At 37.6% G+C, this 19,553-nt stretch carries 14 protein-coding genes, 2 tRNA genes and 2 pseudogenes; 12 read left to right on the top strand and 6 right to left on the bottom strand.

The features are described 5' to 3' along the window. Window positions 1–28 precede the first annotated feature (28 nt). Window positions 29–559 carry a hypothetical protein gene (locus ACFIMK_RS07505; RefSeq protein ID WP_375683081.1) on the top strand — a complete coding sequence of 177 codons (531 nt, stop codon included), beginning with the start codon at window positions 29–31 and terminating at the stop codon, window positions 557–559. A gap of 290 nt (window positions 560–849) precedes the next feature. Further along, window positions 850–2,232 (top strand): DEAD/DEAH box helicase, encoded by a 1,383-nt coding sequence (locus tag ACFIMK_RS07500; protein WP_375668576.1) that lies wholly within the window; start codon window positions 850–852, stop codon window positions 2,230–2,232. Window positions 2,233–3,583: 1,351 nt separating this feature from the next. Here the strand turns inward: ACFIMK_RS07500 and ACFIMK_RS07495 are convergent. After that, a tRNA-Asn gene (locus ACFIMK_RS07495) sits at window positions 3,584–3,658 on the bottom strand. Window positions 3,659–3,842: 184 nt separating this feature from the next. Between ACFIMK_RS07495 and ACFIMK_RS07490 the strand changes: the two genes are divergently transcribed. The 6 genes and pseudogenes from ACFIMK_RS07490 (at window position 3,843) to ACFIMK_RS07465 (ending at window position 11,670) form a co-directional block, all read left to right on the top strand. Then, window positions 3,843–3,916: transfer RNA gene (locus tag ACFIMK_RS07490), tRNA-Cys, on the top strand. 220 nt (window positions 3,917–4,136) lie between these two features. Continuing rightward, complete coding sequence (locus ACFIMK_RS07485) at window positions 4,137–4,811, top strand: protein-L-isoaspartate O-methyltransferase (RefSeq protein WP_375613722.1); 675 nt, start codon at window positions 4,137–4,139, stop codon at window positions 4,809–4,811. Between the two features lie 66 nt (window positions 4,812–4,877). Next, a complete protein-coding gene (locus ACFIMK_RS07480; RefSeq protein ID WP_375613721.1) occupies window positions 4,878–6,170 on the top strand; it encodes a TolC family outer membrane protein in 1,293 nt (430 codons plus the stop codon). Between the two features lie 253 nt (window positions 6,171–6,423). Then, window positions 6,424–6,978, top strand: coding sequence for a DUF2497 domain-containing protein (locus ACFIMK_RS07475; RefSeq protein ID WP_375612445.1), 555 nt, complete (start codon window positions 6,424–6,426; stop codon window positions 6,976–6,978). A 137-nt stretch (window positions 6,979–7,115) separates the two neighbouring features. Then, complete coding sequence (locus tag ACFIMK_RS07470; protein ID WP_375683082.1) at window positions 7,116–9,839, top strand: valine--tRNA ligase; 2,724 nt, start codon at window positions 7,116–7,118, stop codon at window positions 9,837–9,839. 1,040 nt (window positions 9,840–10,879) lie between these two features. Further along, a pseudogene (locus ACFIMK_RS07465) lies at window positions 10,880–11,670 on the top strand (tetratricopeptide repeat protein). 102 nt (window positions 11,671–11,772) lie between these two features. On the opposite strand, the gene ACFIMK_RS07460 reads toward ACFIMK_RS07465, so the two are convergent. The 5 genes from ACFIMK_RS07460 to xth form a co-directional block, all read right to left on the bottom strand. Continuing rightward, on the bottom strand, window positions 11,773–12,519 hold the full coding sequence (locus tag ACFIMK_RS07460; RefSeq protein ID WP_273791447.1) for an amino acid ABC transporter ATP-binding protein: 747 nt from the start codon (window positions 12,517–12,519) through the stop codon (window positions 11,773–11,775). Between the two features lie 11 nt (window positions 12,520–12,530). Then, on the bottom strand, window positions 12,531–13,247 hold the full coding sequence (locus ACFIMK_RS07455; protein WP_375612443.1) for an amino acid ABC transporter permease: 717 nt from the start codon (window positions 13,245–13,247) through the stop codon (window positions 12,531–12,533). 2 nt (window positions 13,248–13,249) lie between these two features. Beyond that, a complete protein-coding gene (locus ACFIMK_RS07450) occupies window positions 13,250–14,002 on the bottom strand; it encodes an amino acid ABC transporter permease (RefSeq protein WP_375612442.1) in 753 nt (250 codons plus the stop codon). Between the two features lie 141 nt (window positions 14,003–14,143). Then, entirely contained in the window at window positions 14,144–15,049 is a 906-nt protein-coding gene (locus ACFIMK_RS07445; protein WP_375612441.1) for a transporter substrate-binding domain-containing protein, read from the bottom strand. Between the two features lie 124 nt (window positions 15,050–15,173). Further along, window positions 15,174–15,956, bottom strand: a complete 783-nt coding sequence (gene xth / locus ACFIMK_RS07440; RefSeq protein WP_375668574.1) for an exodeoxyribonuclease III — start codon at window positions 15,954–15,956, stop codon at window positions 15,174–15,176. Window positions 15,957–16,441: 485 nt separating this feature from the next. Here xth and rpsL point away from each other — a divergent pair, with 485 nt between their 5' ends. The 4 genes and pseudogenes from rpsL to ACFIMK_RS07420 all read left to right on the top strand — a co-directional run. Continuing rightward, complete coding sequence (gene rpsL / locus ACFIMK_RS07435; RefSeq protein WP_005773262.1) at window positions 16,442–16,813, top strand: 30S ribosomal protein S12; 372 nt, start codon at window positions 16,442–16,444, stop codon at window positions 16,811–16,813. Window positions 16,814–16,831: 18 nt separating this feature from the next. Continuing rightward, window positions 16,832–17,302, top strand: a complete 471-nt coding sequence (rpsG, locus tag ACFIMK_RS07430; protein WP_015856589.1) for a 30S ribosomal protein S7 — start codon at window positions 16,832–16,834, stop codon at window positions 17,300–17,302. A 24-nt stretch (window positions 17,303–17,326) separates the two neighbouring features. Next, entirely contained in the window at window positions 17,327–19,411 is a 2,085-nt protein-coding gene (gene fusA, locus ACFIMK_RS07425; RefSeq protein WP_375607436.1) for an elongation factor G, read from the top strand. A gap of 62 nt (window positions 19,412–19,473) precedes the next feature. Next, window positions 19,474–19,553 (top strand): annotated as a pseudogene (locus ACFIMK_RS07420) (elongation factor Tu); the annotation flags it as partial.

Here is a 19,553-nt window from a genome sequence, read left to right as displayed (position 1 = left end):
AAATTTTACTAAAACAAGAAGTATAATGATGAAACCTATTTTTTATTCGGTGCTGAGTCTATTTTTCTTTTTGATTGTTAATCAACAGAGTTTAGCATCTCAGCCAACGATAGTACAAAAAGCTGAACTTTCAAGAGTCGTTGTTGATGTCAATAATGCTATAAAAAATGGGGATTTTATGCCTATTTCTCGTTATATGCCTGAGCGGCTTTATAAAGAGATGGCACATCGATTGAATACAACAGAGAGTGCTTTACGTAGTGATTTTCTTCAACAGTTGCATAGGAAATTTGAGGGTTTGCCTTCTGCTGCTTATTATTTAGATAAAGAAAATATAGAGTATTTACAAACTGATAATGGTACTTTGTATGCTTTAATTCCAACAGTTCTTGATATGAAGGATCGCATCATTCAATATAAAACTTTGGCGATTTTTGATAAAAACCAATGGTATTTAATTTATGGCGGTCAAAAAACTTTACAAAATCCAGTTTTTCTCGAGATTTATCCTGATTTTATCAAGGTACATTTACCGATAGACACAATCATCAAAAAGTAAACGATCTAAATATTGTTTTTATTCATGATAAATGTATTTCGTAAAGTTCTTGCTTTTTTATCATAATCCAAAGATAATAGAGATGAAGGCATTTAGGCTGGTTTGTTGGCTTTTTGTAAAGTGAAGTTTATACGCCTTTATCTTGATTTCAAGGTGTTCATGAGTTGCGCAAGCCGCTTTTTAGGGGTTGCTTCATTTAAAATGTCAGGGATTTCTCTTGCGCGGATTCTTGAGTGGAGAGTTCAGATGGTTACTTCTTTTGAGTTCTTCAGCTAAGGAAAGATTTTATTTTGCCTATAAAAGAAGAAAATGTTTTTACAAAGTTAGGTTTGCCTACTCTTTTGATTAAAAATTTACTCATTGCTGGGATGAGTAAACCTAAACCTATACAAGAACAAGCTATTCCAGTGATGTTGAAAGGACACGATATTTTAGGTGTTGCTCAGACAGGTTCTGGAAAAACCTTGGCATTTAGTTTGCCTATTTTAAGTCAGATTTTGGCTTTAGGTGATAAACGCTGCCCTAAAACTGCACGCGCTTTGATTTTAGCTCCAACGCGTGAACTTGCTGTGCAGATTGATGAAACGATTCGCACTACGGCGAAAGGAGCACATCTTTCAACATGTCTTATTTTTGGGGGCGTATCACGTTTAAAACAAATTAAACGTATGGAAGCAGGTGTGGATGTTTTGATAGCGACTCCAGGGCGTTTAAGAGATCTTGTTCGTGAAAAGTGTGTTGATCTTTCCCAATCTCGTTTTTTGATTTTGGATGAAGCAGATCGTATGTTGGATATGGGTTTTATTCATGATGTTAAGCAAATTGCAAAGCTTTTGCATCAAGAGCGTCAGACAGCACTCTTTTCTGCAACAATGCCGAGGGAAATTGCTGTGCTTGCAAAATGTTTGCTCAATGATCCGGTTAAAATTGAAGTTGTTCCTCAAGGTACTACGGCTGTAGAGATTTGCCAAAAATTATATTGTGTTCCTACGAATGAAAAAAAGAATGTTTTAAGTAAACTTTTGACAAATCCAGCTTTTGATTCGGTTATTGTTTTTACTCGAACTAAACATGGGGCAGATGCTGTCACATGTAGTTTAGAAAAGGTAGGATATTTAGTCGCAACAATTCATGGAAATAAATCACAAGGTGCTCGCCAGTCTGCTTTAAAAGCTTTTCGTGAAAGATCTGTGCAGATCCTAGTGGCAACAGATATTGCTGCACGCGGTATTGATATACCAGGGATAAGCCACGTTATTAATTACGACTTACCAGATGAAGCTGAAAGTTATGTGCATCGTATTGGTCGTACAGGACGCAATGGTGCATCAGGTGAAGCACTTACGCTTTTTGATGAGAAGACAGAAAGGTCCCGCTTGCGTGCTATAGAGCGCTTGATTCGTATGAAATTGGTGGCTGAGTCTGTTCCAGAACAATTTGCAGCGTTTCCAGAAAAGCCAATTGTGCGAGAAAGTAGAGAAAAAGCAAATGATAAGGAACGCCGTTTTAAAAAATCTAAACGTCAAAAACAGTTTGTAAGTCGAAAAGATGATGCTGCACAGTTGCAACGAAAGAATTCTTCACCTCAAAATGAGAGGCATAAAAAAGCAAAAGCAGTAGTAAAGCGTGCAAAGCCTCTTCGTTTTCGAAAATCAGTTAAGAGGGCTGCTTAGATAAAGTCTTGAAAAAAGATCATGTACTGGAGATTTTTTACTTTTGTTGATTTATTCTCAATTGAAAAGAGCTATAAAATACTCTTGTCAAAGTAAGAAGATCCTTTAGAGGTTTTCATTTTTTAGAAATGAAAACTTCTAACTTTTTGGATTTATTAAAAATCTTTATTGTAGAGGCAATTATTTATTTGCTTTATTCCTATTTTTTTAAATGGGAATAAAAGTAGATTTTATTTATATAAAACTATTTTTATAAAGGATGTGTTTTATCTTTAATGATAACTTTTAATTTTAAAATTGATGTCTAATAATAACTCATTGTTTTATATATTGAATAATTCATTATATCGTATTTTTTTCATTTTGAAGTTATTTATGCGGATCAATCAAAAGTATTCGCTTGCACGTGATGTGTGAAGTTGTCATATAGATAATCATTTGAAAAATAAATAAAATAATTTTTATAAACTCTTTCCAAGGCAATGGGGGATTGCTGAGATTGAGAGTTGGAAAATAGTACGATGGTATGGCTTTTATTATAAATAAAGATGGGGCTGATCAATCGATTTCATTTTATACCATTTACGGGTGTCATTGTGAAAGAGTCTTGGCGGATTTAAGAGATATCTCTTTAAAAAAGCATGTGACTGCATAATACAATAGCGAGAATGTCATGATTTCTGAAGGCTTTCCCAGGATTCTTAACAATTTAGCTCGTTATCTTGGTTTTTACTGTAAAACTATTATTTGGGGGATATAAAGCCTATAAGATTTTATGTATTAAATGTTTTATGACAGTGTGGTGAACAAGGCAAGGTTGTTTGTAAAGCGTTGAAGTGGTTAGCAGGAGAAATAACCTGTTAGATAAGACGTCGGAGTGTTTACAGACTTGTTTTATGTTTTTTTGCTTTTAGGATGGGGAGGAGGTTATGTGGGGTGTATGGAGATAATATATGACCTTGATTGTTGTTTCTTTCATTTTTCAAAATGATTGCTTCATGAGCAGGTTTTTAAGTTTAATTCCTTTATTGAGTACAAATCATTCTTTCTTTGGGAAAAAATATATGAGACCGATTCATTGCTGATGGAGCTTAATAATTCATCTCTGATGAAAGAAATCGTAATTTATAATGTGCAAATAATTGCAGTGTCCTCTTATAAAGGCGCGGTAGTTTGAAAAAAGTATTTAAAATGAATCAATCGCTTTTTGCGTTCATTGCAAAAAACACATCCCGTAGGATATTGCGTTTCTACTTTATTGCAAAAATCCTATTCCATTACTTTTATTAACGAATCCCTCATGTCTAAAAACTTTAGAAAAAACAATAAACTACGTGGAATAAAAGAAAAGTGGCTCCCCGGGCCGGATTCGAACCAGCGACCAACCGGTTAACAGCCGGTTGCTCTACCGCTGAGCTACCGGGGAATGGTGCCCAATCATCTCGTTGAAAAGGCTATAGCAAAGCAATACTGATTTGCAAAGGATAAAATTACTTTTTTTAAAAAAATATGATAAATTGTGTAATAAGAGGAAAAAAGGCGAGAGAATATTTCTACACCTTGACGGATGCGTTGCCTTCCCTTATTGAAACCTTTATGTTTGTTGACGAGGCCTCGTGGCGGAATGGTTACGCAGAGGACTGCAAATCCTTGTATCCCGGTTCGATTCCGGGCGAGGCCTCCAGCCGATTTTAAACGAAACGGCTTTTAAGGGAGATGAGGTATAGGAAAATAGATTATTTCCCTCTATTCTTGTGAAGACACTTTTGTATGAGAGATTATACAGTTAAAATCTAATTGTTGACTGTAGTATCCTTTTTTGTAACGCCCATAGTTTAAGAGATCTTTATCCCTTATTGTCGCTGTTTTGTTTGTTTTTTGTAGGTTAGGAGAAAATATTCGTTATGGTTGCAGATTTTGCTGAGCTTCGTCGCAAAATGGTTGACAATCAAATTCGTACAGTCGATGTAACGGATTTATCAGTTCTTGAAGCCTTTTTAACGGTATCTCGTGAAGATTTTGTATCGGAAGATATGAAAGTGTTAAGTTATCTTGATACTGATATTGTTCTATGTCCAGAGCAAGATGGGGTTCCTGCACGCTATTTGATGAAACCTGCGTCTCTAGCGAAATTACTACAGCTTGCCGCTGTAAAATCATCAGATGTTGTTTTAGATATTGGTGCAAATAGTGGTTATTGTGCAGCGTTGCTTGCAAAACTTGCAGGGTCTGTGATTGCGCTGGAAAGTGATAAATCTCTCTTTGAACGTGCTCTTGAAGCTTTAGAACGGAATCAATGTGATAATGTGGTTGTCGTTCATGGTCCATTAGAGAAAGGATATGCCGTTGAGGGACCTTATGACGTGATTTTCATTGAGGGATCTGTTGATTTTATTCCTCAAGGTATCTTTGATCAAATGAAAGACTGTGGACGTCTTGTTGTGGTTGAAGGGCATGGAAATGCTGCTGTTGCACAAATCTATATAAAAGAAGATGGGATCATCTCGGCTCGTCGTGCTTTTAACCTCGCTGTAAAGCCTCTTCCTTGTTTTTTCAAAACACCTGGTTTTGTGTTTTAGTGCTTGTTTGTTTTGTGAATAAAAGATAATTTTGTAATTTATTTGGGGTTTGTTATTGTGTGTATTATGTTTAGAGTAAACAAGAAGTTTCAGGCGTGTTTATTGCTGGTGTTGAGTGTTTTTCTATCAGAGGCTGTTTGTGCTGAAACATTGATGGATGCCTTTTCTAAGGCTTATAAATATAATGCTAAGTTGAATAGTGAACGTGCAGCTGTGCGTATATCCAGTGATGATGTTGTCATTGCGCGATCGGGGCTATTGCCACAGGTTGAGGGGGTTGGGAACTATGGGCGCAATAAGTCTTTTACAGGTCCTTATGTCACTTCTGGATCTATAGGAGTGAGATTAAATCAAAGATTATTTGATGGTTTTATCACGCAAAATATCTTTTCTTCAGCTCAAGTTAAGTTGCAGGCCCAGCGTGAATATCTTCGTAATGTTGAACAAAATACGTTTCTGGAGGCGGTGACCGCTTATGCTAATGTCTATCACGCACGTCGTGTTGCCGATCTTCGGAGAGAAAATTTGGCAGCTCTTGAGGAACAAGTTCGTTCAAATAAAGCAAAATTTGATGTGGGTGAAGGAGGGCATGTTGATCTTGCTCAAGCTCAAGCTGCACGTTCCGTGGCGGTTTCAGAGCTGAGTCTTGCTCGTTCTGATGTAAAAGCAGCAGAGGCAGTGTATCGACAAGTTATTGGTTCTGATCCTGAAAAGTTAAAACGCCCACCTGTAGCCAAAGATTTTCCCGTCAACCTTGATATGGCTTACCAAATGAGCGTTGTGATGCATCCAGCAATCCTTTATGCTAAATATTTAGTCGATGCGAGTGTTTATAATGTAAAGGCGAAAGAAGGGGCATTGCTCCCTAAAGTTGATTTTTCTGCAACTGCATCTTATAATCGAATCTACAGCGGGGTTGGAGAAGATGGCGTTTCTAAATCGATAGGGTTGTCAGTAAGTGTCCCAATCTTTGAAGGAGGGCGTACGTCTGCGCAAATTCGCCAATCAAGGGAACAGCTTGGACAGGCGCAGCTTCAACTCGATTTGGCGCATAGTAATACGCGACAAGCACTTACTTCTGCTTGGTTTCAGTTGGAGGGCGCACGCTCATCTGTTGTTGCTTACCGTGAAAGTGTTCGTGCTGCTGAAATTGCTCTGAAAGGTCGTGTTCAAGAAAATCGCGTAGGGCAAGCAACGACGCTGGATGTTTTAAATTCTCGTACTCTATTGATTAATGCTCAGATTGCGCTTGCAATGGCAGAGCGTAATGCTGTTGTGGCGAGCTATAGTGTTCAATCTTCTATTGGTAAATTGACTGCAAGTTATTTAGGTTTAAAAACAATTAAATATATCCGATAATACATAAAAGTATCTCTTTGAATCTTATTAAATTATTTTAGTTTTTAAAAGATTAGTAAATCAACAGTTGAATATGTTGAAAGATATTGCGGCGAGATATTATTTTTACTAAGTGTAGAAAACTGTGTGTAGCGCCCTCTTTATGACAAGCATATTTGAAAATATCGTAGGAGGCATGTTGATCTTATAATTCTTTTGCATACACTGAAAATATGATTCTATTTGTTGTTGCGTCTTTGAGAGGTTGTAAAGTATGGTACAGAGTTCAAGCGTGTTACGTGAGCCAAGTATGGATGAAATTTTAACATCTATTCGTGAAATAATCGAAGAAAATGCGGTTCAATCTGATCACTTTTTAAATGAAGATGTTGCAGTGAATGCTTCAGAAGTTGCATCCGAGGGTATTTATGATACAACCTTATCGGTTGATGATGCTATGAAAGCTTTAGCTGATCGTATTGGTCTTTCTTCTGAAAATCAAGGGGGGAAGATAACGCAAGAAAAAGAGGATATAGAGGCAGAAAATAATACAGTTGGTATGGATATGCAAAAGATGAAGCTTTCTTCTGAAGAACGGAATTCTGTTTATAAAGCAAAAGAATATGAAGATGAGATAAGGAAATCACAGTCAGACGCAGGAAGGGATGGTCATGTGGAATTGTCTGCATATTGTATTTCTTCTGCAGAAAAGATTGCAAAGGATGTGTTGCGTCCGGCTATAGCAGAATGGTTACAGTCTAAATTGCCTATTTTGCTGGAAGATATTTTGCGTGAAGAGATTGTGAAGGCGATTAAAAAATCGTCTTAATTATTTTTATGTTTTTCATTTTATGGGGATTTTGTTTGCGATTTTGCGAGCTCTCTAGTGAATGGCTGAGATTCACGAGATTCTGATCAGGTTTTGATCATATATTGTGTTTTTCAGCGGCGTTATGGATGGATAGAATGTTAGAAAAAAACTATGATGCTTCCTCTATAGAGCAACGGGTTGCAAAGAGATGGGAGACTCGTGGGGCTTTTAAAGCGGGAGCTGGTTCTAAAAGCGATGCAGAACCTTTTTGCGTTATGCTTCCACCTCCTAATGTTACAGGCTCACTTCATATGGGGCATGCGCTCAATACGACAATTCAAGATATAATAGTTAGATTTCAGCGGATGCGTGGCAGAAATGTGTTGTGGCAGCCTGGTATGGATCATGCTGGAATTGCTACGCAAATGGTAGTGGAGCGTCAACTTGCAGAACGCCAAGAGCCAACGCGTCAAGAAATGGGGAGAGAAAAGTTTATTGAGCGTATTTGGGAATGGCGTTATGAAACTGGAGGCGTTATTGCAAACCAGTTGCGTCGCCTTGGGGTTTCATGTGATTGGTCGCGTGAGCGGTTTACAATGGATGAGGGGTTGTCGCAGGCGGTTCGTGAAGTCTTTGTCACGCTTTATAAGCAAGGGTTGATATATAGGGATAAGCGCCTCGTCAATTGGGATCCTAAATTGTTGACAGCTATTTCAGATCTTGAAGTTGAGCAAAAAGAAGTTCAAGGACATTTGTGGCACTTTAGATATCCACTTGAAGGTAAAATTTTTGATCCAAATGATGCGACAACTTATATAACAGTGGCGACAACACGACCAGAAACAATGCTTGGTGATACAGGAATTGCTGTTAATCCTGAAGATGAGCGTTATAAAAATCTTATCGGTAAAAATGCTCTTTTGCCGCTTGTTGGTCGTAGGTTATTAATTGTTGGTGATAGCCATGCTGATCCTGAGGCTGGAAGTGGTGCTGTAAAAATCACACCGGCTCATGACTTTAATGACTTTGAAGTAGGACAGCGTAATCATTTACGCTTGATCAATATTTTTACCCAGCAAGCCGAGATTTTTCTTCGTGAAAATGAAGCATTTTTCGATGGTTTGATTTTATCAGATGAATTAAAAATGTTAGTAGAAAATCTCGATAAATCTGATCGTTTTGTTGCTCGCCAGAAGATTGTTTCTTTGATGGAAGAACAGGGATATTTAGCTTCTGTTGATGATCATACCCATATGGTTCCTCATGGAGATCGCAGTGGTGTCCCTATTGAGCCTTTTTTGACAGATCAATGGTATGTTCATGCTGCTGAATTAGCAAAGCCAGCGATAGAGGCTGTTCAACAAGGCAAAACGCAGTTCGTTCCAGATAACTGGAAAAAGACGTACTTCAATTGGATGGAAAATATTCAACCTTGGTGCATTTCTCGCCAATTATGGTGGGGACATCAGATTCCTGCTTGGTATGGTCCTGATGGAACGGTTTTTGTTGAAAAAAGTGAAAAAGAGGCTTTAGATTCAGCTTTTGCTCATTATGGTGAGGTTGTTGAATTAATCCGTGATCCGGATGTTTTAGATACTTGGTTTTCATCAGCTCTTTGGCCTTTTTCAACATTAGGATGGCCAAATAAAACGACTGAATTATCTACTTTTTACCCAACATCTTTATCTGTGACAGGATTTGATATTATTTTTTTCTGGGTTGCTCGTATGATGATGATGGGACTTCACTTTATGGGTGACGTTCCTTTCCCAACGGTTTATGTGCATGCTCTTGTACGGGATCAAAAGGGTGCAAAGATGTCAAAATCAAAGGGAAATATTATTGATCCCTTAGAGCTTATTGATCAATATAGTGCTGATGCACTTCGATTTACTTTAGCTATTATGGCAGCACAAGGTCGTGATGTAAAACTTGATGTTTCCCGTATTGCTGGTTATCGTAATTTTGCTACGAAATTGTGGAATGCTACCCGATTTGCACAGATGAATGGTGTGAAGCATGATCCAGCTTTTAAACCAGAACAAGCAAAACTGGCGCTTAATCGTTGGATTTTAACAGAGTTATCTAAAACAATTTCAGCAGTTACGACTGGTATTGAACACTATAAATTTAATGAGTCAGCTGCCACTCTTTACCGTTTCATTTGGAATACATTATGTGATTGGTATTTGGAGCTTCTCAAACCTATTTTTCAGGGGGAAAATGAAGATGCTAAAAATGAGGCTCAAGCTTGTACTGCTTGGGTTTTAGATGAAGTTTATAAACTTCTTCATCCTTTTATGCCTTATATGACGGAAGAGTTGTGGTATCTTACAGAAACGCAAGCCATCAAGCGTGAGGATATGCTCGCATTGACAAAATGGCCAGAGGAAACATTGATAGATGAAGAAGCTGCTGATGATATTAATTGGCTTATTGATGTCGTCACAGGGATTCGGTCTGTACGTTTTGAAATGAATATTCCAGTGGCGACACAAGCACCTCTTGTTGTTGTTGAAGGAGGGGAAGTAACGCGAGAGCGTGTGAAGCGTTATGATGCACTTCTAAAAAAATTAGCGCGTATTGAAGTTATTGATTTCTCTGATAAAGTTCCGGAAATATCAGCACAAATGATTTTGGGAGAGGCTGTTTTTTGTTTACCATTAGGACAGTTGATTGATTTGGAGGCTGAACGTGTTCGTTTGAGGAAGGATGTCAGTAAAATTGAACAAGATATTGAAAAAATATCGCTTAAGTTAAACAATCCCAAATTTATAGCAAATGCAAAAGCAGAAATTGTTGAGCGTGAGCGGAACAGGGTTGTAGAACTGCGTGCAGCGCAGAAAAAAATATTTGTTGCTTTAGAGCGGTTAGATTGATTTCAACTTTTTATTTTTTTGATAGATAATTGCATACCAGTAGGGCTAGTATAGATCTTCTTTAAAAGGAAACTTTTTCTTTTGTTAGTTTTTCATGAACGATCATAAAATCTCTACTGAAATCCATTGTTTTATGTTTATCATTAAAGAGACATCTTTTAAGGCATCCAAGCCTATTCCACGACGTAGATCATGAATGGTATAACGGTAAATCTATTGAGCTTCCCTTCTTTATGCTTGTGAAGTAACAAGCGCTGGGGGCACCATTCTGTCCAATATCCGGACAACCCTTAGCTCAAACCGTTCGTAAGAGGCATTTTTAGTTCTTTCTTACACAGAGTTTTTATCCACATAGCTCTCTCTACTTGTAATGTGCAAGCGGATGGTTTTGATTGATTTAACATGGAACAGGTTTGGAATGAGAGAATCTTACGATATTCGAGGTCCTCATTCAACATGCAAAATGGTAAAGTATCATTATAAATCAATATCTTGTTTTATTTCTGTAAAATATCATCATTTAGAGTAGCAATATAAGGCATGTAAAATTACACATGTGGTATTTTTGTATGTAGTGGTGAGTATTCTGAGGTAGAACTTGTGTGTAAAGTATGAAGTAACCCCATGTGAAATGATGTTAGGTGCAATCCGTTAAACAAAAAGCTGTATTGTTTATAGATTGACGGAGGCAAAAAACTTCATCTTTAAGGTGGTAAGGCAGTCGTGAAGTTATAAGTTAACTATCATCATTATATTTATCCATCTTTCGTATTGTTTTTTATACTCAAACGTTTACCATTCATCATGTATTCTCTTCGTTCTCAAGTTGCTGTTTAATGCACGTTATTCTATTGAACGATTTTTGCTCATACGTATAAAATTTTAAGATCGATAAATCCTATTGGATGGTTTTTATCTATTTGTTTTTTCTTTTAAAATTTTTACTTTAAAATTGCGTATGCTTCTTACTAAGAAAAAGAGTTTAAATATCTACAAAGAAATTTGTAACAGATATAATCATTAAAATTGAGGTAGGGGGAATGGTTAATAGGTTTCAGATATGGAAAAAAGTCACGATTGTTGTGATTTTAGAGGGATTCTTTTCGACTGTTTATGTAATAGATGTCAATAGCTTGCAAGAAGCGAATGATGGTTCGTTTTATTTTTTAAAACGTGGCATGTCTGTTTATAAAAATGGGCATATAACTCAGGCTATTGCAGCATTACGTTGTGCTGCTAAGAGAGGCTATATTGGTGCGAATTGGAAACTTGGCTCTATCTATGCAAACGGTGATGGTGTCCCTAAAAATGATTATAAGGCATATAATTTTTTTGCATATATTGTTGAAAAAGGTGCTGATCTTGGTTCAGAGGATGAAAGTTATGTTTCTGATGCATTGATTAAACTTGCCGGATACATAAAAAAAGGTATTCCTCAATCACCTGTGAAACCTGATCCTTCTTATGCTTCTCATCTTTATATGCAGGCTGCGGTAAACTATGGAAATCCTAAAGCTCAGTATCATTTAGGAAAAATATTTTTAAAGGGAGAGGGAAGGGAGAAAAATCTTATACAAGCAGCACGATGGTTTCAACTTTCAGCAAAAAAAGAAAATCCTTCTGCCCAAGCAATGCTTGGAAATATACTGCTTAAAGAAGGAAAAATTGTCCGTGGGGCAGCAATGTTAACTGCTGCCTATAAAAAGCTAACGTAAAAGACGAAAATTGGATTCACCCTTTGCAAGAAGAGGCTTTTGCTCTTTGTAATGAATCTGAGAGACGTACAGCAATTTCACTGGTTGTTGAGATTTTAAAGAATAACAGTTTTTAAACATCTGATTGTAATATTTTTACATTCTCTCATCTTATATTAAACTCTGTTTTCTTGTATACAAGTTCATAGTAAAGATAGCTTTTTTTGATAATCTAACGGCTAATGACTTAGGATTTTAGACAAAAATTCTTGCGTTCTCGGTTTTCTTGCTTGCGGATCAGAAAAGAACTCTTTAGATGAGCAGTCTTCAAGAATTGTTCCTTGATCTATGAAAATAACACGCTCCGATACTTTTTGTGCAAATCCCATTTCATGGGTTACACAAATCATCGTCATACCTTCTTCTGCTAAGCTAATCATGACATCGAGTACTTCACCTACCATTTCAGGATCTAGAGCAGATGTTGGTTCATCAAAAAGCATGACAAGTGGATCCATAGTTAAGGCACGTGCAATAGCAACACGTTGTTGTTGCCCTCCAGAAAGTTGACCAGGATATTTATCTTTGTGTTCAATGAGTCCAACGCGTTCAAGATATAACAATCCACGTTCAAGTGCTTCTTTTTTGCTTCGTTTTAGGACTTTGATTTGTGCAATTGTCAAATTTTCTGTGACAGATAAATGGGGGAAAAGCTCGAAGTGTTGAAACACCATTCCTACCTGACTTCGCAATTTAGGCAGATTCGTTTTTTTTGAATGAACTGGTATTCCATTAATCCAAATTTCACCTTTTTGAAAAGGGACGAGAGCGTTAATAGTTTTAATGAGTGTTGACTTTCCTGAGCCTGATGGACCACAAACGACAACGACTTCTCCTTTATTAATGTTGGTTGTACAGTTTTTAAGGACTTTAATTTCGCCATACCAATTAGAAACATTTTTTATTTCGATCATATGAGTAGACATTTTTTTTCCTGTTAGCGAATAATGGATACTTTTTTTTGTAAATACAAAACTATTTGTGACAGTGTAAAACAGATAACAAAATAGAAAATAGCTGCTAAGATATAAGCTTCTTGCTTTACACCAAAATTATTAGCAGCAATATCAAAACCATTCAAAAGGCTATGACCACTGATGGCATAAACAAGGGTTGTATCCTGAAAAAGGATAATAACTTGTGTTAAAAAGACTGGAAGCATATCTCTAAAGGCTTGAGGAAGAATGACAATGTACATACTTTGCCAATATGTCATTCCAAGAGCTTGTCCTGCATATTTTTGTCCTTGCGGAACTGAATTGATTCCAGCACGCATAATCTCAGCAAAATAAGCCGTTTCAAATGCGGTAAAGGTAATGAGTGCTGATTTATTTGCACCAATGGATATACCAGTTAAAAAAGGCAGAAGCACGAAAAACCATAAGATAACCATCACAAGTGGTATTGAACGCATAGCTGTTATGTAACTGATTGCAAACCAAGAAAGAAGTTTTATGGAAGAAAGGCGCATCATTGCTAAAAGTGTGCCGAAAACAAACCCCAATACCGTTGCAAAAAGAGTTAGAAAAACGCTAAAGAGTAAACCTGATAAAATGTAAGAACGAAATACATCAAAGGTAAAAAAGGAAAAATCAAAGTCGGAAAAATTGAAAGGAAAATAAAGTCCAAACTGAGAGCTTATGAAATTCACCATATTCAATTTCCCTTTGTTTGAAAATTAGGAATTTTGAGTATTTGTTCAATGACTGTCATCACAATGAATACGAATAAGGCTATTAGAATATAAAGGATCGTAACAAGCAAATAATTTTCGTAAACATGGCTTACTTCTTCAATTGTTTGGTATTGAAATTGCATGAGCTCATTTATTGAAACGGCGAATGCTATAGATGAATTTTTCACAATCCCCATTGCTTCTGAAGTAAGAGGTGGCATAATTGCACGTATAGCACGTGGTAGTATAATATAGCGATAACTTTGATAAGTTGTAAATCCCATTGCCATAGCAGCATAGCGTTGTCCAGAAGGAATCGCTTCAATGCCTGAACGAACCTGTTCAGCAATGCGTGCAGATGTAAAGAATCCCAATGCGCATGTTATTAAGAGAATGGGGGAAAATTTCATCGCTGGTGGATAAATCTTCGGAACAACAAAATACCACAAAAACACTTGTACAAGGAGGGGAATATTACGCATAATCTCTACCCAAATAGTACCGATAGTGCGAAATATATAATTGATTATGGATGTTTTGGGTAAAGTGCGCATTGTTCCTATAATAACACCACACAATACAGCTAATATAAGTGAAGTGATAGACAATATAATTGTATTTTTTAAGCCATCGAGAAGTGTATCTAAATAGGTATGACTTACGCCGGGAGTTCCCAAGCATCCTGTTACCAATGTTTGAGTAAGGTCATCTCTACAAAGGAAAGAAAAGTCCATTAATTGATATTCCCTCAAATTAGTCATTCACAAATAGGACAATAAACCACGCGCATCTACATAGTCCAGATTTATTAAAAAGTGAATTAAAATATAAACCACACTCAATTTCAAAAGAGTGTGGTTCTTCTTTATTAAACTCTATAAATCTTTTTCTGCGTAGCTTTCTCGAGGCTTATTATTTGGGTGATCCCAAGCATATCTTGTTTGTTTTGATAAGGGAAGGTTCATAACAGTGTTAGCAGGTGGGATCGGTTTCATAAACCACTTATTATAAAGCTTTTCCAGTGATTCATCTTTAATCTGACGTACGATACTATCGTTGATTGTTTGTTCAAATTTTTTGTCATTTAATCTGAGCATACAGGCAATAGGTTCGACTGAAAGTACAGTATCAAGAATGACATAATCAGATGGATTCTTTGATTTAGCAATATGTCCAGCAAGAATTGAAGCGTCCATGACAAAAGCATCTGCCTTACCAGATTCTAATAATAAAAAACTATCTCCGTGATCTTTCCCCTTTAAAACTTTAAACTGAATGTTTTTTGCACGTTTATTTTTACGAATAAGTTGAACAGATGTTGTACCGGTGGTCGTTGCAACTGTTTTTCCATTTAAATCCTCAAGAGATTTAATGTTAGAGTTTTTCTTTACAGCAATCCGAACCTCTTCAATGTATGTCGTATAAGCAAATGCTGCTTCTTTACTGCGGGCAATATCATGTGTTGTTGAGCCGCACTCAAAATCATAGGTTTTATTTTTTAAGAGAGGAATTCTATTTTGAGAAGTGATGGGAAGATAATGAACTTTAATTGGTTTACCAATTTTTTTTGAGATATCATCAATGATCCGTTCTGCCATTTCTGTATGAAAACCTACATATTTATTATTACCAAGGGCGTAGGCTAAACCAGATGATTCACGGACACCTAAAGTAATTTCCCCTGTTCGTTTTATTTTTTCAAGAGTATCATGTTCAGCATGCGCGAAACTTGAGAATCCAATGGCCGTTGCTGCAATAAGCATTAATAATGATTTCTTCATTTATGTCCTCCATTCATTTATTTTTATTTTATTTGCTTAAGATATACTGTTTATATGCTGTAGCATAGTTATTATTTTTGAGTGGAATTTTTTTGTTGTCTCATGAAATGAGGATTTTACTTTCTTAATTGATATTAAGGTGAATCCAAACAGGAACGTGGTCGGATGGTTTTTGATATCCCCTTACTTCTGTTTGGCTATGAGCGCAAATTAATTGATCAACAGCTTCTGGTGATAATAATAAATGATCAATGCGAATCCCATTATTCTTAGGCCAAGCACCTGCCTGAAAATCCCAAAAACTGAAGGAGGGAGTATCGGTGACATTCCGGATAGCATCATAAAAACCTAAATGAAGAATACGTTGGAATGCTTTTCTTGTTTCTCCAAGAAATAAGGCATCTTGATACCATTCTTGAGGTTTTTTTGCATCTAATGGAGTGGGGATGACATTATAATCACCTGCTAGAATAAGAGGTTCTTCATACGCAAGCAATGATTTTGCATGTGTATATAATCTTTCCATCCATTCTATCTTATAGGAATATTTTTCACTCTCAATAGGATTCCCATTTGGCAAATAGAGAGATGCAACACGAACAACACCTTTGTTTGTTGAATAAACAGCTTCAATGTAACGTGTTTGTTTATCATTATCATTGCCTGGTAATCGACGGATCACTTCATCTGGTGTTTTTTTAGAGAGAATCGCAACGCCATTAAAACTTTTTTGTCCGTGTGTTTCTATATGGTAACCTAAATTTTCAATTGTATCGCGTGGAAAATTTTCATCAATACTTTTAATTTCCTGTAAACAGACTATGTCCGGTTGGCTTTGCTGCAGCCATTGACATAATGTTTCATGTCGCGCTTTTATTCCAGCAATATTCCACGTTGCTATTTTCATGGTGCTCATCATTAGATATCAAATATGCAATTCAATTTACTGCTATGTTTTACTACAGTCATATCGCTACTTTTTTATTTATAGGGATATTACTTATGGTAAATTGATTTATCAAGAGTAGCGGTAAAAGCAAATTTAAAGCTTTAAAATTTAATTTATTTTCATTTTTAAAAACTTTCTGCTGTTTAGTTCTTGACGAATGTACGTGTTCTCGCTATTAGAGATGGACATAACCGATGTGAATGTAATCAGGTGTTTTGGATATGAACCGGATTATTCACAGGTGTTAAGAAGATTAAAAGCAAATGCTAGTGCAAAAGGCTATTGCCTTCTCTGCTTGTGGTCGGGTAAACTGTTTTTTGCAGGTGTGCCCGATTTTGTGTGTAGACTTAGATATCTGCTCCGATTTTGTTGGGGTAGATAGAGATGAAAATAGAAAAGCCCGATTGGGTGAGACGAATGTAGATCGAAAAGAGGAAGGTTGCATGCCTACCGTAAACCAGTTGATTCGCAAGCCGCGTGTAGCGCCAGTTAAACGTAATAAGGTTCCTGCTCTGCAGTCGAATCCGCAGAAGCGTGGTGTTTGTACGCGTGTTTATACGACAACACCGAAGAAACCTAATTCTGCTCTTCGTAAAGTTGCTAAAATTCGCTTGACGAATGGATTCGAGGTGATTGGTTATATTCCTGGAGAGGGACATAATCTTCAAGAGCACTCTGTTGTAATGATTCGTGGTGGTCGTGTGAAAGATTTGCCAGGAGTTCGTTATCACATTATTCGTGGTTTGCTTGATACGCAGGGTGTCAAGAATCGTAAACAGCGTCGTTCAAAGTATGGCGCAAAGCGTCCAAAATAATATTGAGAGACAAAGCCAATGTCCCGTCGTCATAGAGCAGAAAAGCGTGAGATTAATCCAGATCCAAAATTTGGTGATTTGGTTATTATGAAATTTATGAATGCCATTATGTTTGATGGTAAAAAATCAGTTGCAGAGCGTATTGTTTATGGTGCGCTCGATTCTGTAGAAAAAAGAGTAAAAACAGATCCTGTGGCTCTATTTCATCGAGCTTTAGAGAATGTTGCTCCTCACATTGAGGTTCGTTCACGCCGTGTTGGTGGCGCTACTTATCAAGTTCCGATTGATGTTCGTCCTGATCGTCGTCAGGCTCTTGCTATTCGTTGGTTGATTGCGGCGGCACGTGGTCGAAATGAAACGACGATGATTGAGCGTTTATCTGGTGAATTGATGGATGCGGCTAATAATCGTGGTTCTGCCGTGAAAAAGCGTGAAGATGTTCATCGTATGGCTGAAGCTAATCGTGCTTTTTCTCACTATCGCTGGTAGAAGTTTTAAACTAAGGCAAATATAATGGCTCGCGAATATAAAATTGAAGATTATCGTAATTTTGGTATTATGGCGCATATTGATGCCGGTAAGACTACGATGACTGAACGTATTCTGTTCTATACCGGTAAGAATCATAAAATTGGCGAGACCCATGATGGTGCTTCTACAATGGATTGGATGGAGCAGGAGCAGGAGCGCGGTATTACGATTACATCTGCTGCGACAACGACGTTTTGGGAAGGGCAGGACGGTCGGAAGCGTCGCTTTAATATTATTGATACGCCAGGGCACGTTGATTTTACGATTGAAGTTGAGCGCTCTTTGCGTGTTCTTGATGGTGCAATAGCCTTGTTGGATGCAAATGCTGGTGTGGAGCCTCAGACGGAAACTGTTTGGCGGCAAGCTGAGAAGTATCGCGTGCCTCGTATGGTTTTTGTTAATAAAATGGACAAAATAGGAGCTGACTTTTATCGTAGTGTGGAGATGGTTGGTTCTCGGTTAGGTGCTAAAGCGCTTGTTTTGCAGTTGCCGATTGGTGCTGAAAATGACTTTGAAGGTGTTGTTGATCTTGTAGAAATGAAGGCTTTAAAGTGGGATGGTTCTATTGGTGCCTCGGCAGTGATAAGTGAAATTCCCTCTGATTTAAAGGAGAAAGCTGAAGAATATCGCGAGAAATTGATTGAGATGGCTGTGGAGGTTGATGAAGCTGCGACAGAGGCTTATTTGGAAGGTGTTATGCCAACCAACGAGCAGCTTGTTTCTCTCATTCGTAGGGGGACAGTAGAAGTTCAGTTTCATCCGGTTCTTTGTGGTACGGCTTTTAAAAACAAGGGGGTGCAGCCACTTTTGGATGCTGTTGTTTCCTATCTTCCTTCTCCAATTGATATTCCGGCGATTAAGGGTATTGATGTAAAGACTGAGGCTGAGACGACACGCGAATCTTCTGATGATGCTCCGTTATCTATGCTTGCTTTTAAAATTATGAATGATCCTTTTGTTGGTTCATTGACGTTCTGTCGTATTTACTCAGGTAAAGTTCAGAAAGGTATTTCTCTTGAGAATACTGTGAAAAAGAAAAAAGAGCGTTTGGGGCGTATGCTTCAAATGCATTCAAATTCTCGTGAGGATATTGAAGAAGCATTTGCTGGTGATATTGTTGCTCTTGCAGGACTTAAGGAGACGACAACAGGGGATACTCTTTGTGATCCTTTGAAACCTGTTATTTTGGAGAGGATGGAATTTCCAGAGCCTGTTATTGAGATTGCAATTGAACCGAAGACAAAAGCAGATCAAGAAAAAATGGGTATTGCTCTTAACCGTCTAGCAGCCGAAGATCCTTCATTTCGTGTTAAATCGGATGAGGAATCTGGTCAGACTATTATAGCTGGAATGGGTGAGCTTCATCTTGATATTATTGTTGATCGTATGCGGCGTGAGTTTAAGGTTGAAGCAAATGTTGGGCAGCCTCAAGTTGCTTATCGTGAGTCAATTACTAAAATGGCGGAAATTGATTATACGCATAAGAAACAATCGGGTGGTGCAGGTCAATTTGCTCGTGTGAAAATTGTTTTTGAGCCTCATGATGGTGATGACTTTATTTTTGAGTCAAAGATTGTTGGTGGTGCTGTTCCTAAAGAATATATTCCCGGTGTCCAAAAAGGGATTGAGAGTGTTATGGGGTCAGGTCCTCTTGCGGGCTTTCCTATGCTTGGTGTAAAAGCGACTCTCATTGATGGTGGCTATCACGATGTTGATTCTTCGGTTTTGGCTTTTGAGATTGCTGCTCGTGCGGCTTTTCGTGATGGGGCAAAGAAGGCTGGTGCACAGCTTCTTGAACCGATCATGAAGGTGGAAGTTGTTACTCCAGATGATTATGTTGGTGATGTTATTGGTGATCTCAATTCTCGTCGGGGGCAGATTTCAGGAACTGAAGCGCGCGGCATTGCAACGGTTGTGAATGCAATGGTTCCTTTGGCAAATATGTTTGGTTATGTGAATACTCTTCGCTCTATGAGTCAGGGGCGTGCGCAGTATACAATGCAGTTTGATCATTACGAGCCTGTGCCTTCAGCTGTTGCTTTGGAGATTCAAAAGAAATACGCGTAATTTCAGGTTGGTAATTAATTTTTAACTTAGTCCTTGGCTTGGACGGAAAATGGAGAGCTCAAATGGCGAAGAGCAAGTTTGAACGAACAAAACCGCATGTTAATATTGGTACGATTGGTCACGTTGATCATGGGAAGACCTC

This window comes from Bartonella sp. AP280QHHD, assembly GCF_042196125.1.
GTDB lineage: Bacteria > Pseudomonadota > Alphaproteobacteria > Rhizobiales > Rhizobiaceae > Bartonella.
This window is presented reverse-complemented; position numbering and strand designations above follow the sequence as displayed.

Excerpts from the sequence above, each read along its gene's own strand:
- ACFIMK_RS07505 (WP_375683081.1), top strand. The coding sequence starts at position 29 with ATGAAACCTATTTTTTATTCGGTGCTGAGTCTATTTTTCTTTTTGATT.
- ACFIMK_RS07485 (WP_375613722.1), top strand. The coding sequence starts at position 4,137 with ATGGTTGCAGATTTTGCTGAGCTTCGTCGCAAAATGGTTGACAATCAA.
- ACFIMK_RS07480 (WP_375613721.1), top strand. The coding sequence starts at position 4,878 with ATGTTTAGAGTAAACAAGAAGTTTCAGGCGTGTTTATTGCTGGTGTTG.
- ACFIMK_RS07475 (WP_375612445.1), top strand. The coding sequence starts at position 6,424 with ATGGTACAGAGTTCAAGCGTGTTACGTGAGCCAAGTATGGATGAAATT.
- ACFIMK_RS07470 (WP_375683082.1), top strand. The coding sequence starts at position 7,116 with ATGTTAGAAAAAAACTATGATGCTTCCTCTATAGAGCAACGGGTTGCA.
- ACFIMK_RS07460 (WP_273791447.1), bottom strand. The coding sequence starts at position 12,519 with ATGTCTACTCATATGATCGAAATAAAAAATGTTTCTAATTGGTATGGC.
- ACFIMK_RS07455 (WP_375612443.1), bottom strand. The coding sequence starts at position 13,247 with ATGGTGAATTTCATAAGCTCTCAGTTTGGACTTTATTTTCCTTTCAAT.
- ACFIMK_RS07450 (WP_375612442.1), bottom strand. The coding sequence starts at position 14,002 with ATGGACTTTTCTTTCCTTTGTAGAGATGACCTTACTCAAACATTGGTA.
- ACFIMK_RS07445 (WP_375612441.1), bottom strand. The coding sequence starts at position 15,049 with ATGAAGAAATCATTATTAATGCTTATTGCAGCAACGGCCATTGGATTC.
- xth (WP_375668574.1), bottom strand. The coding sequence starts at position 15,956 with ATGAAAATAGCAACGTGGAATATTGCTGGAATAAAAGCGCGACATGAA.
- rpsL (WP_005773262.1), top strand. The coding sequence starts at position 16,442 with ATGCCTACCGTAAACCAGTTGATTCGCAAGCCGCGTGTAGCGCCAGTT.
- rpsG (WP_015856589.1), top strand. The coding sequence starts at position 16,832 with ATGTCCCGTCGTCATAGAGCAGAAAAGCGTGAGATTAATCCAGATCCA.
- fusA (WP_375607436.1), top strand. The coding sequence starts at position 17,327 with ATGGCTCGCGAATATAAAATTGAAGATTATCGTAATTTTGGTATTATG.